Origin of the sequence: Amycolatopsis sp. A133 (assembly GCF_031082405.1) — a bacterium.
Taxonomy (GTDB): domain Bacteria; phylum Actinomycetota; class Actinomycetes; order Mycobacteriales; family Pseudonocardiaceae; genus Amycolatopsis.
This window is the reverse complement of the sequence record NZ_JAVHJU010000009.1, coordinates 318,467-331,347: the sequence shown is the minus strand read 5'-3', so window position 1 is coordinate 331,347 and position 12,881 is coordinate 318,467. Positions and strand designations below refer to the sequence as shown.

The window sequence follows — 12,881 nt, the reverse complement described above, 5'->3', positions numbered from 1 at the left end:
CGCCCCAAGGGGTCTTTGGGTGCGTCTGACGCACCGAACGCCACATTGGGGCGCTTGGGCAGGTCAGCTGCGGCCGAAGCAGACGAACGGCATCAGGGGTTCCGCCTTGGCCGCGTCCGCCAGGGCTCGCGCCGGGGGCGTGCCCACCGCGAGGGCCTGGTGGAACGCCAGCATCACGCCGCCCGCGGTGCGGTCGTCGACCCGCGCCACGCTCGAAACCACCGTGCGGCTCCCGCCGTAGAGCAGCGCCGCCGTGAAGCCGAGGACCTCGTCGCCCGCGCGGACCACCGCCTGGCCGACGTCGCACGACGACAGCACCACCTGCTCCGGCGCCGTCGCCAGCTGCTGGACGTCGTAGGCCATCAACGGCCCGTCGGCCAGGTTGAGCCGCGAGAAGAGCACGTTCTCCCGCTCGTGGTGGCCGTGCGCGGCGAAGTGGGCCAGGCGGCAGCCGTCGAACGCCTTGAGCGTGGCCGCGACCGTCGCGTCCGGGCCGGTCAGCACCTCGGCGTCCGGGTACAGCGGCGCCAGCCGCGCGACCTCCGCCTCCGCGTGGGTCAGGTCGGAGCCCGCGACGAGCAGCGGCGCCCCGGTCGCCCGGCGGGCCCGGCGGCCCGCGTCGAGCCAGGCCGACGACGACGGCGTGACCGTCACCGGGCGCCCGTGCAACGTCGGCAGCAGCCCCCACGGGATCGCCGAAAGCGCACCGGTCGGCACGACGACGACGTCCAGGTCGCCGAGCCGGGGAGCCAGCGGCGCCAGCAGGATCGCGTCCAGCGCGGTGACCTGCGTGCGCACCGAACGGCGGATGACCCGGTCCAGCTGCGGCGGCAGCTGGCGCCCGCACAACGCGTCGAGGTCGCTGTGCAGCCGCGCGACCGGCTCCGCCACCGCCGACGCCGGGCCGAGCTCGATCAGCGCCACCCGGTGGTTCGCGATCACCTGCGCGCACAACGCGCCGCGGTCGGCGAGGAAGCACACCATCGCGCTGCCGGTCGCCGCGAGTTCGTCGCCGATCTCGCGCAGCTTCGCCTCCGAATGGTCGACGGCGGCCCCTTCGGCCTGCCAGCCCTTCGCGCGGATCTCCCGTTCCAGTGCGGCACAGCGCTTCACGGCCTGGACGTCCGGCTTCCCGGCCAGCTCGCCCGCGCGGATCTGCATCGAGAGGAACCGCAGCTCGGCGACGGCGTCGACGGTCTCCGGGTGCGACGGCGGACGCACCGGCCGGAACCGGAACGCCTGGGCGCGCGAGCGGTCGAGCCAGCGGAACACCACCCCCGGCGAGCGCTGCGCGAGTGCGGCGGAGAGACCCGCGTCGGCGAGCTCCTTGCCCAGCGACGTCGTCCCGGTCTGCAGGTCGACGCTGCCGAACCGGCTGCGGTGCCGCTCCAGCTGCGTCAGCCCGGCCCGCGCGTTCGCGAAGGTCACGCGCCGGTGGCCGCTCGCGGCCCCGAGTTCGGCCAGCGCGAGCCGCCGCACCAGGCGGTTTTCCAGCGGCGCGGTCCGGCGGTCGCGGGGGGCGATCCCGGCGCGGGCGCCGTCCAGGTCACCCAGCGCGATCCGGGCCCGCGCGGCCAGCAGGGCCGCGATCTCCGCGTCGTTGCGCAGGCCCAGCCCGGTGAGCCGGTCCGCCAGTGCGGTCGCTTCCGCGGAGACCCGGGCGATCCGCCGCCCGGCCGCGAAATCCGCGCGCAGCACGGTCAGCTGCGCCACCGCGGCCCAGGTTTCGTTGCTCCGGCGGCGAAACCGGCGTTCGGCCCGCCCGGCCCAGCCGCGCGCGGCCGCCGGGTCACCGCTCGCCAGCGCCGCCAAGGCCCTGGTCAGCTCGGCCTCGGCGTGTTCCTGGTTCATCCGCAGCCGCGGGAACTGCTCCAGCGCCGCGTCAAGTTCGGCGGCGGCTTCGTGGGGCAGCCCGGCGGCCAGCAGCGCCCGCGCCTTGTCGACGGCCAGCACCGGCAGCATCCCGACGCTCTGCTCGGCGTAGAACCCGCTCGCCGCGTCGAAGTCGCGCAGGGCACCCGGGATGTCGCCGGTGAGCACCCGCGCCTGGCCGCGGCCGTGCGCGGCCTTGGCGAAGATCCGGGCCAGGCCCTCTTCTTCGGGGTGGCCGGCGCCGATCTGCTCACACTGGTCGAGGTCGGCGAGCGCGAGCCGGACGCGCCCGGCGTACTGGTGCAGCATCGCGCGGTTGAGCAGCGTCCTGGCGAGCACGACGAACTCGCCGGCCTGCTGCAGCAGCGGAATGGCCTCGTCGAAGCACACCAGGGCTTCGTCCATCCGGCCGATCAGGATGAGCACGAGCCCGCGTTGCTGCCGCAGGATCCCGCGCCCGGCGTCCGACACGAGCGCATCGGCCTCGTCGAGCAGCGCCAGCCCGCGGGCGCTGTTGCCCAGCGCGGTTTCGACGGCCGCGTAGGTGCCGAGCACCCGCGTCGCGAGGTCGGGCCACGCCGGCCAGCCGGGCGGCGGTTTCGTGGCGGGCAGGCCCAAGAGCCGCGCGGCGGAGCGGATCAGGCGCCCGCCGACCACGGGCTGACCGTCGTTGGTCGCGGCGACGGCACGCCGGTGCAGGTCGCGGACCCGATCTTCGACCTTCGGGGACGCGACCACGGGCTGCCTTTCGGCCGGGGAAGGACGCCCCGGATCGTACCTCCGTGTCAGAGGTATCAGGCAGTTCTTGCAGACTGCAGCACCATGGTGAGCGAATTCCCCGTGCCGCCGGTCATCGGGGCACTGCCCGGTCGGTTCCGCGGCATCATCGTGGAACTGCTCGGCGACCGGGCCCCGGACCTGCTGGCCGCGCTGCGAACGCAGGCGAAACCGACGCTCGCCCAGCAGGAAGCCGTGCTCGGGGTGCTGGTCGACGCCTTTGTCGACCACCTCGGCCCCTGGGACGAGCCCACCCCGCGGGGCGTGCTCATCGACGACGCTTTCGGCGCGTTCCTCGAGCGGTGGCCCGCGGAGGACCTCACCGAGCGGTGACCCGACCCGCGTCAGAGTTCGATCGCCGGGGTGCTCACCGTCCTCGCGCGACCGACCGTGCGGACCAGGACCTGGACCATCCCGTGCGGCACCCCGCCGACGGCGAACCGGCCTTCGGCGTCCGAGGTCGTCGTCAGCGGGCCGGAGCTCGTGCGGACCTCGATCGGGTGCTCGGCCGGGGGCGTCAGCCAGCCGTCCAGGCGGATCGTGCCGCCGGGCTCCGGGCTCACGTTCACCATGATCGTCAAGCTCTCGCTGTCGAACGTGATGAGCCTGCCCTGTTCGGCCGCGCTGCGGGCGACCGCGAGGCCCTCCTGTTCGCGGATCCGCATCACCTCGAGGTCGACGTCCTCCAGCTGGATGGCGAACCGGATCTGGTCCACCAGCGTGGCGGGCATCGGGTCGGCGTCTTCCCACAGCTCGCGCACGCCGGCCAGCAGCCGGAGGTCGAGCTCGTCCAAGGGCTCGTCAGCACCTGGTGGTTCGACGGTGGTCACAGCCAATCTCCTTCGCCGTTGGCGAGTAGCTGCTCGCGCAGGCGCGCGAGGCAGCGTCCCCTGGTCGGGCCGATACTCCCCCTCGGCATGCCCAGCCGGGCGCCGATTTCGGCGTAGTCCGGCCGGTGCACGAACGCCACGATCCGCAGCAGGCTGCGGCAGCGTTCGGGCAGGTTGTCGACCGCGCGCCACAACCGCACGCGCTGGTCCTCGCGCAGCACCCCCTCCTCGGGTGCCGGCGATGCTTCGGAAAGCCGCTCCGGGAGCTCCGGCAGCGGCCGCTCGACCTGGCGCTTTTCCCCCGTGCGCCAGGCCTCCCGCTTGGTGACGGTGATCAGCCACCCGGTCAGCGCGACCGGCGAGCGGATCTCCGCGAACGAGCCGAGCAGCCGCAGCCACGCCGTCTGCACGACGTCGGCCGCCGAGTCGGCGTCGAGTCCCTGGTCGCGCGCCACCTGCCAGAGCAACGGCGTGAGCAGGGTGACCAGCTCGTCCAGCGCCGCGCGGTCGCCCTCCCGCGCGGCGTCGAACAGGGCCGCCACGCGGCCGTGGTCGGTCTTGGCCACGTTCACAGCGAGTTCAGCGCGGTCCAGGCGCGCTTGACGACGGTTTCGCGGTCGACCGTGGCCAGGTCCCCGGACTGCAGCAGGGCCTTGCCGAGCTCGGCGGCGGCGAGCGGCGCGGCGAACGACGTCCCGTCCCAGACCGCGAAGCCGGCGCTGTAGTCGTCGGGGTCGAACGAGTTGCGGCCGTAGCCGGGCACCTCGTGGTCGGCGGCCGCGGTGCCGCGGACGTCGGTCGGGTAGGTGCTGACGACGCCGGCGCCGGTCGCCCACGCCCGCACCCACGGGCCTTCGTTGGAGAACAGCGCCTTGCTGGCGGTGACGTCGGGGTTGAGCGCGCCGACGCTGATCACCTGCGGGCCGCTGCCGCCGCCGAGCGGCTGGTCGGCGAAGGCCGCCGGGTAGAACCGGCGCGTGGTGGCGTCGTTGCCCGCGGCGGCGACGACGAGCACGCCGAGGCCCAGCAGGTCCGCGACGGCCGCACCGAACTGGCCGGTGTAGGCGATGTCGGCCGGGTTCTCCTCGTAGTAGCCCAGCGACAGCGAGACGATGTCGACCATGTCGTCGGTCCGGTTCTCCGCCTGCGCGGCCCGGACGCGGTCGGCCAGCAGGTGCAGCGCGAGCAGCACGTCGGCTTCGTAGGCGACGCCGTCGCTGTGCACCACGCGGATCGCGAGGGTGTCGGCTTCGGGGCAGGCCTGCCGGACGATGCCGGCGATGAACAGGCCGTGCCCGGTGTCGGTGTCGACGTCGCCGATCAGCGGCTGGCCGGTCGTCGGGGCGTCCCAGTAGTCGGAGAGCAGCTGGGTGGGCAGCGTCGTGCCGGACGCGAGTTCGGCCTGCAGGATCGCGGCCTGGATGCCCGGCGCGACGGCGAGCCCGGAGCCGGCGGGCGGCGGGCCGCTGCGGTCGGCCAGCCCGAACCACGGGTGCGGGCCGATGCCGGTGTCCAGCACGGCGATCACCGGCCGCCGGTGCTCGGGCTTCTCGCTGCGGTAGGGCGGGGCCGCGGCCAGCGTCACCGGGATCCGGTTGGCGCCGCGGGTGCGCCCGTAGGAGCTGCCCGCACCGAACCCGCTGGTCTCCCACGGCGTGCCACCGAGGCCGCTGGTCTCCCACGGCACCCCGCCGAACACCGGCGTGGTGAACAGCAGGTGCTCCGGCGAGATCCGCGCGACCACCTCGGGATCGAGCTCGGGCCGCTCGCCCGACGCGGCCGACCGCAGCAGCTGGAGCGCTTTCCAGCAGTCGACCACCACCGGGTCGGCGTCTTCGCGGACGTGCAGCAGGACCCGGACGGGTAGCTCGTCGAGCTGCCGGGAGCGGGCCGTCTCCTTCGGGTCGCCGCCGGCCGGATCGGCGTAGAGGCCGATCCGGGCCAGGACGCCGTTGATCGCGCCCAGGGTCTGCTGGTCGCGGAGGTACCGCTGCGGGATGAGGAACACGCCCGGCCGGTAGACGGTCGTGCGCGGGGCCGGCTGCCCGGCCGCGACGACGGCCGTTGCCGGGTCGAGCACGCGCGCGCCGTGCCGGTCGAGCAACTGCCTGGGCGGGGCCGGGAGCTCGTTGAGCGTGCTCGCGTCCTCCGTCGCCGCTTCCGCGGTCTCGTCCCGTACGAACCTGACCACCATCGGGTCCACCCTCCTGCTGCCTCTGCCCCCGCCACTGATCACCAACGGCACCGGGAAAGACCCGTCAGCCGCTACCGGGATACGACCCCGACGTCACGAACGCATAACGACGATGGCAAACGGGTGACGAGGTATCTGGCGCCCCCGCCTCACCCACTTGGCCCTCCGGAAGTCACGGATCCACGCGGGGAGATCACCATGGTTGTGCTCCGGTCGAGCACGCAGGAAGCAGCCTTCACACCGGAACCGGCGACCGGCGGCGGCTGCTTCACGGTGCCACTCGACCTGCCGCCCGGCCCCGGTGGCATCGCCCCCGAGCTCGCCCTGCGCTACACGACCGGCGCGCCGGACGGCCCGTACGGCGGCGGGTTCACGCTCCCGCTGCCGCACGTCGGGCCGTCCGACGGCCGGACGCGGCCCGGCCCGGCGGGCAAGCTCGTCCGCCGCGGCGACGGCTACCTGCTCACCACCCCATCGGGGCTGCGGCACTTCCTCGGCCCCGGTGACGGCTCCGCCTGGTACCTCGAGAAGACCGAAGACGCGTTCGGCACCACCGCCGCATTCGGCTGGGCGCACCAGAGCGGCCAGTCCTACCTCACGCGCGTTTCCTACGGTCCGTACGAAGTGGAGTTCACCTACGAGCCGCGGCCGGACGTGCTGCGCCGGGGCCGCGACGGCACCCTCGTCACGACGGCGCTGCGCTGCGCGCGGATCGACCTGCGGGTGCCCGCCTCGACGCGGCCGCTCGTGCGGCGGTGGACCCTCGGCTACGACGCCGACGACGTCACCGGCGCGTCCCTGCTGACGTCGGTGGCGCTCACCGGGTTCGACACCCACGGCGCCGAAACGGCCGCTCCGGTGCTGCGCCTGGCCTACGCGACCGTCGAGGCGCCGCCGCCGCGGCGGGTCCAGCCGGCCGCGCGGGTCCGGTCCGGCGGCGCGGTGTCCGTGCTCGACGCCGTGCCCTTCCAGCCGCTCGAAGACCTGTCCCGCACCGGACGGCTGTGCGAGATCGACAACGGGCTGGGCCTGCGCACCGCGATCGACTACACGACCGTCGAGTCGGTGCCGGTCGTCCGGCGGGTCGCCCGGCGCGACCCGGCCACCGGCCACGTGGGCGTGACGCAGTTCGAGTACCACGACAGCCGGTTCCCCGTCTTCGGCCGGGTCGTCCAGGACGAGCTCGGCGACGAGTACGCGCCCACCCTGCGGACCGTGCGCTGGTTCGGCGACGAAGGGCTCCTGGACAAGGAGGAGACCTACGGCCTCGACGGGTCGCCGGAAGCGGCCCGGCCGTACCGCCGCGTCGAGCACCGCCGCCGTCCACAGTGGACGCGCTCGGTCACGACGGTGTTCGAGCGCCGGGCGGTCCCGGTTTCGGTCACCACGAAGGAGACGGCCTTCGACAAGGCCGGCAACCCCACCCGGGAGGTGGAGACGACCGAACGGCCCGGCCGCGACCCGGTCGTGCGCGAGACCCGGACGAAGTACGCGACCGGCCCCGAACACCGGTTCGCCGCGCTGCCCGCCCGCGTCCGCGAACTGGACGGCACCGGGAAAGTGCTGTCCGACAGAGTCTTCCGGTACGACGAAGAGCCCGACGGCTTCGCCGGTTCGCACGGTTTCCTCACCGCCCGGGAGGAGCTGGTGCTCACCGACGCGCTCGTCGCCGACGTCTACGGCTCGCGGCCGCCCGATTTCCGGCACCACGGCTACCACCGCCGTCCCGGCGAGGAAGGCTGGTGGGCCACGACGTTCCACGGGCGGCTCGACACCGTCGCCGGGCTGCGCACGACGACCACCGATCCGCTCGGGCACACCCGGGAGGTCCGGTATTCGGCCGACCGCTGCTTCCCCGAGGTGACCACGGACCCGCTCGGGAACGTGACGATCACCCGCCACGACGTCCGCACGGCGCGGGTGTGCGAAACGACCGATCCGGCGGGCGCGGTCACCACGACGACCCACGACCCGCTGGGCCGTCCCGAAACGGTCGTGCGGCCGGGCGACCCGGCGGACCTGCCGACCGTCCGGTACCGCTACGACGGCACCCGCGTCACCACCGAGCAGCGCGCGGTGTCCGGCGAGGCCGAGGTCCTGGTGACCGCCGAGCTGCGCGACGGCGCCGGGCGGCTGCTGGAGCGGCGGCACGCGGAACTGCTCGGCGACGTCGTCGACGAGCACCACGAGTACTGCGCGCGGGGCCTGGTGTGCCGCACGAGCCGAGCGTTCCGGGACGGCGATCCGCTGCCCCCGCCGGAAGAGTTCCGCTACGACGCACTGGGCCGGCTCCTGGCCGCGGAAGCCCGCGACGACCACCCCGGCGAAGGCGGCCTGCACGATCTGCTCGGCCGGGAGCTGCGCGGCGCGGACGGCGCGGTGCACGTCCGGGACGCGGCCGGCCACGTCGTCGAGTCGCGGACGACGGGCGGGCACACGGTGTTCCGCGTCCACGACGCGGCCGGCCGGGTGGTCGCGGTGCTGGTCGACGACCCGCGCGGCACGCCGGTCACCACGTTCACCCACCACGACGGCGGGCTCGGGGTCCCGCTCGGGGCGGGGCCGCACAGCTGCGGGCGCCTGGTGCGCGTCACCGACGAGTGCGGCGTGACCCAGTTCGGCTACGACGCGCACGGCCACCCGGCCGAAAAGCGCTGGCGCCCGGCACACGTCGCCGTCGAGTACCGGCTCGACGTGACGCGCCGGGCCGACGGGCGCGTGTCGGAAGTGGTCTACCCCGAAGCCGGCGACGGACGGCTGAGCGTGCACCACCAGTACGACGAAGTCGGCAGGTTGGTCTGCGTGCCCGGCTTCGTCGACGCCGTCCACTACGACCTGCACGGCCGCCGCACCGCCGTGCACTACGCGAACGGCGTCAGCGAACACTTCACCGGTGGCCGGCACGTGCTCACCGGCCCGGGCGGGCTGCTGCGCGAAATCGAGCCCGCGCCGGCCGCGGAGACGCCGTCCGGCAGCGAAATCCGGGACGCGTTCGGCCGGCTGCGCGGGGTGCACGGCGACGACGGCGTCAACGCGCTCTACAGCTACGACCACACCGGCCGCCGGGTCCGCACCCTGGTCACCGCCAGCGCGCGCATCCACGAAGTCCTGTCCCCGGACGACCTGTACGCCATCGAAGACGGCGAACTGGTGGTCGTCGTCGCGGGCATGGTGCGGCAGCACGCGGACGGCAGGCGCCGGTACCTGCACTTCGACGACGACGGCGGGATCGCGCTGGTGACCGACGAAACCGGCGCGGTCGTCAGTCCAGCACGGCCAGGTCCAGCCGGCTGAGGCGGTCCGGGTCGGCGAGGATGTCGATCTCGACGATCCGGCCGCCCGCGACCGTGAAGCCCAGCACCGAGAACGGACGGCCCGCGCGGGTCGCCACCACGCCCGCCGCGCCGTTGACCAGCGCCCGGTGCACCACACCGCCGCCCGCGCCGAGCCGCGAGAACGTCAGCGCCTGGTTCGCCACGGCGGCCGCGCCGCGGACCTCCGTCGAGCCGCCCTGGGCCGGGCCGCGGTCGGCGCGCAGCACGACTTCCGGGTCGAGGACCGAGACCAGCGCGGCGAAGTCACCGCCGCGGGCGGCCGCCAGGAAGGCGTCGACGACTTCGCGCTGGCGGGCGAGGTCCGGGTCCGGCGCGACGGGGGCGCCCCGGACCCGCCGCCGGGCGCGGCTCGCCAGCTGCCGGGTGGCCGCCTCGGACCGGCCGACGATCGAGGCGATCTCCTCGAACGGCATCGCGAACATGTCCCGCAGCACGAACGCCAGCCGCTCGGCCGGGGTGAGCGTGTCGAGCACGACCAGCAGCGCCAGGCCGACCGAGTCCGCCAGCAGCACCTCGTGCTCGGGGCCGTCGTCCTCGCGGCTGACGATCGGGTCGGGCACCAGCGCTTCCCACGGTTCCTCGCGCCGGGCCTTGCGGGAGCGCAGCAGGTCGAGGCAGACCCGCCCGACGACGGTGGTCAGCCAGCCACCGAGGTTTTCGACGGCCGCCGAGTCGCTCCGGCTCAGCTTCAGCCACGCCTCCTGGACGGCGTCCTCGGCCTCGCTCAGCGAGCCCAGCATCCGGTAGGCGACGGACCGCAGGTGGTCGCGGTGGGTCTCGAAGCTGCGGGCCAGGACATCGGCTTTTGCGGGGGTGCGGGTGGCGGAGCCCCCGACCTGGGGCGAAGCCCCAGATGTCACCTCGTTCACGGGTTCGTCCTTTCAAGGTCGATCACCACCCTGACGAACGCGAGCGCACGGTTGTGACAGATCGGACGACTGTGTGCCGATGAGCGGCATCTTCCCTTGACGTACGATATATGACGAACTAATCATCGGATCTCTCCGGACGAGGAGGTCCCTTGAGAATCCGACTACCCGCCTGCCTCGCCGCAGTCATCGCACTGCTGGCGAGCCTGGTCAGCCCCGCGCACGCCGAGCTCCACCACCCGCGCCAGGACTGGCTGCGGGCCTCGACGGCCGGGCTGTTCCTGCACTGGGGCATGTTCACCGCGCCGCGGCACACCGACTGCGCCGCCTGGGAGCGCGACGTCAGCGACGGCGGCTGGACGCCGGGCTACTGGATCGACGAGGCCCGGAAGCTGGGCGCGTCCTACGTCGTCCTCACCACCTTCCACAGCCGGCTGGGCTACGCGCGGCCGTGGCCGTCGAAGATCCCCGGCAGCTGCTCGACGCAGCGCGACTTCCTCGGCGAGCTGATCGCCGCGGGGCAGGCCAAGGGCGTGCGCGTCCTGCTCTACATGACCGACGATCCCCAGTGGCACAACGAAACCGGCCACGAGTCGCTCGACTCGGCCGCCTACTCAGCGTACCGGCGCAAGCCGGTCGACCTGACCACCCGGCCCGGCTTCGGCGAGTACAGCTACGACCTGTTCGACGAGGTCATGGACCGCTACGCCGGTCTCGCCGGGTTCTGGATCGACAACGACAACGAGTACTGGGAGCAGCACGGGCTCTACGAGCGCATCCGCGAAAAGCGGCCGTCCTGGTTGCTGAGCAACAACAACGAGGACACGCCGATCATGGACACGGTCAGCAACGAGCAGAAGACCGGCATGACACCCTCGTACGACTACCCGCAGGCGGTCTACACGCCGATGCCGCGGCTCACCGAGGCCGACTACAAGCTGCCGACCAACGGCGACTGGTGGTACAGCGGCGGCGACCAGGCCGTCGACTTCCGGCTCTCCACCGGCCGCTACATCACCAACGCCGGCTCGTCGATCAAGTCACTGATGGCCGAAACCGCCATGCTGAACGGGAAGTTCCCGCCGCAGCAGGAGGCGTTCAACAACTTCATGGCGACCTGGACCCAGCCGATCCGGGAGTCCCTCGAAGGCACCGAGGGCGGCGGGTACATGTACAGCGGCCTGCAGCCCGGCTTCTGGAACGACGGCGCGCACGGCGTGATCACGGTGAAGCCCGGCGCCCGGACGCAGTACGTGCACGTCGTCACGCGGCCGTCGACCAACCTGGTCCGGTTGCGCGACAACGGCTACCGCGTCACCGGCGTGTCCGACCTGCGCACCGGCAAGCCGATCCGGTTCGCGCAGTCCGGCGGTTATCTGTCCATTCTGGACATCCGCGACTGGGACGCCTACGACACCGTGTTCAAAGTGGACACGGCAGGCCGGCAGTACTTCTACGACAAGAGCACGATCAAGGCGAGCGCGTCGGCGAACGCGTCTTCCGCGGCGCACCTGATCGACGGCAGTTACCTGAACCACTGGGACGCCGGCGGTCAGCTGCCGGTGTCCGTGACGCTGGACCTGGGCCGGAAGCGGTCGACGGCCTACCTGGCGGTGCACGAGCGCGAGTCGTCGCCGACGTACGCGCGGGAGTCCTTCGGCCGCGCCGAGGATTCCGCGCGGATCAAGGACTACCGCGTCTACGCCAGTGACGACGGGAAGAACTGGGGCACGCCGGTGCGCACCGGCGCCTTGCCCAGCGCCCGCGGCGTCCAGTTCATCGACGTCGGCGAGGTGCACGCGCGGTACCTCCGGCTCGAGGTGCTGAACACGTGGTCCGGGCCGCAGGCCAAGCCGTTCTACCGGCAGCTCGCGCTCGACGAGATCGACGTCGCCTACGGTTATCCCGATCCCCGCGGCGAGGTGCCGCTGGAGGCGGAGTCGTGGCGCAACGGCTTCGAGGGCAAGGCGACGCCGGTGTGGTGCGAGGCGTGCTCGGGCACGAACGCGGTGACCGGCCTCGACCGCGGCGCCGTCGTCTTCCGTGACGTCCAGGCCTCGGGCCCCTCCCGGCTGCAGCTCGACACGAGCGGGCCGGGCACGCTTTTGGTCCGCGTCAACGGCGCGGCCCCGATCGCGGTCACCGCACCGGGGGCGGTCGCGGTGCCGCTGAACGCCGGTGGCAACACGATCGAGGTCTCCGGCTCCGCCGACCTCGACCGGATCGCGGTGGCGCCGCTGCCGCCGGAGTCGTCCACACCGAGGACGACGTTGACCGTGCAACCCGCCGGTGTGCAGTGGGTTTCGCCCGGGCAGCAGTCCCTGACGGTGACGGCGTCGCTGCGGCTGGACGTCGACGACCCGATCGACCAGGTTTCGCTGGCACCGGTCGTCCCGGCGGGCTGGACGGTCACCGGCGGGCCGGTCACCGCGGCCGGGCTGGGGCTCGGGCAGGTGCTGAGCGGTTCCTGGACGGTGACCGCCCCGGTCGCCCAGGACGTGGCCATCCCGGTCACGGCGTCCTTCACGACGCTCGGGCGCGCGAAGTCGGTGAGCAAGCCGGTGCAGGTGAAACCGCGGCCGGCGGACCGGGTGTTCATGCGCGAGGCGGAGGACTCGGCGAACGACATCGGCGACGCGGGCGTCACGAACTGCTCGCCGTGCTCGGGCGGGGCGAAGGTGCGCAACATCGGTCCGGGTGCGGCGGTCACGTTCCCGGGCGTCACGGTGGACGCGGCGGGGAAGTACGCGCTGTACCTCGACTTCACCGTCAACGGCGACCGGTCGTACTTCGTGTCGGTGAACGGCGGTGCCCCGGCGGAGGTGAAGGTCAGCGGCGCCGGGAACAACACCCCGTACACCACTTCGGTCCCGGTGACGCTGACCGCGGGCGCCAATACGATCCGGATCGGCAACGACCGCGCCGGCGCCCCGGACCTGGACCGGATTTCACTGGGTTAGCTCGCGCAGCACCCGGGCCGGGTCGACGTCGACGGCCGGCCACG

General features: G+C 73.2%; 8 protein-coding genes. 3 read left to right on the top strand and 5 right to left on the bottom strand.

Going from position 1 to position 12,881, the window contains the following annotated elements; genetic code table 11:
* Positions 1-63 precede the first annotated feature (63 nt).
* On the bottom strand, positions 64-2,610 hold the full coding sequence (locus Q5425_RS13240) for a CHAT domain-containing protein (RefSeq protein ID WP_308672484.1): 2,547 nt from the start codon (positions 2,608-2,610) through the stop codon (positions 64-66).
* A gap of 84 nt (positions 2,611-2,694) precedes the next feature.
* Between Q5425_RS13240 and Q5425_RS13235 the strand changes: the two genes are divergently transcribed.
* A complete protein-coding gene (locus Q5425_RS13235; RefSeq protein ID WP_308672483.1) occupies positions 2,695-2,982 on the top strand; it encodes a hypothetical protein in 288 nt (95 codons plus the stop codon).
* Between the two features lie 11 nt (positions 2,983-2,993).
* On the opposite strand, the gene Q5425_RS13230 is transcribed toward Q5425_RS13235, so the two are convergent.
* From Q5425_RS13230 to Q5425_RS13220, 3 genes are read right to left on the bottom strand one after another with little or no spacing between them, the layout of a single operon-like run.
* On the bottom strand, positions 2,994-3,479 hold the full coding sequence (locus Q5425_RS13230) for a hypothetical protein (RefSeq protein ID WP_308672482.1): 486 nt from the start codon (positions 3,477-3,479) through the stop codon (positions 2,994-2,996).
* Positions 3,476-4,051 carry a sigma-70 family RNA polymerase sigma factor gene (locus tag Q5425_RS13225; RefSeq protein ID WP_308672481.1) on the bottom strand — a complete coding sequence of 192 codons (576 nt, stop codon included), beginning with the start codon at positions 4,049-4,051 and terminating at the stop codon, positions 3,476-3,478. The genes Q5425_RS13230 and Q5425_RS13225 overlap by 4 nt, the downstream gene beginning before the upstream one ends.
* Positions 4,048-5,673 carry a S8 family serine peptidase gene (locus Q5425_RS13220; RefSeq protein WP_308672480.1) on the bottom strand — a complete coding sequence of 542 codons (1,626 nt, stop codon included), beginning with the start codon at positions 5,671-5,673 and terminating at the stop codon, positions 4,048-4,050. The genes Q5425_RS13225 and Q5425_RS13220 overlap by 4 nt, the downstream gene beginning before the upstream one ends.
* A 198-nt stretch (positions 5,674-5,871) precedes the next feature.
* Here Q5425_RS13220 and Q5425_RS13215 point away from each other — a divergent pair, with 198 nt between their 5' ends.
* Positions 5,872-8,967 carry a SpvB/TcaC N-terminal domain-containing protein gene (locus Q5425_RS13215; RefSeq protein WP_308672479.1) on the top strand — a complete coding sequence of 1,032 codons (3,096 nt, stop codon included), beginning with the start codon at positions 5,872-5,874 and terminating at the stop codon, positions 8,965-8,967.
* Here the strand turns inward: Q5425_RS13215 and sigJ are convergent.
* On the bottom strand, positions 8,936-9,868 hold the full coding sequence (gene sigJ / locus Q5425_RS13210; RefSeq protein ID WP_396135161.1) for an RNA polymerase sigma factor SigJ: 933 nt from the start codon (positions 9,866-9,868) through the stop codon (positions 8,936-8,938). The genes Q5425_RS13215 and sigJ overlap by 32 nt on opposite strands.
* Positions 9,869-10,029: 161 nt before the next feature.
* Here sigJ and Q5425_RS13205 point away from each other — a divergent pair, with 161 nt between their 5' ends.
* Positions 10,030-12,837 (top strand): alpha-L-fucosidase, encoded by a 2,808-nt coding sequence (locus tag Q5425_RS13205; RefSeq protein WP_308672478.1) that lies wholly within the window; start codon positions 10,030-10,032, stop codon positions 12,835-12,837.
* Positions 12,838-12,881: the final 44 nt, after the last annotated feature.

What these genes read in the sequence shown, in the direction of transcription:
- Q5425_RS13235 (WP_308672483.1), top strand. Translation starts at nt 2,695, where the DNA reads ATGGTGAGCGAATTCCCCGTGCCGCCGGTCATCGGGGCACTGCCCGGT.
- Q5425_RS13220 (WP_308672480.1), bottom strand. Translation starts at nt 5,673, where the DNA reads ATGGTGGTCAGGTTCGTACGGGACGAGACCGCGGAAGCGGCGACGGAG.
- Q5425_RS13215 (WP_308672479.1), top strand. Translation starts at nt 5,872, where the DNA reads ATGGTTGTGCTCCGGTCGAGCACGCAGGAAGCAGCCTTCACACCGGAA.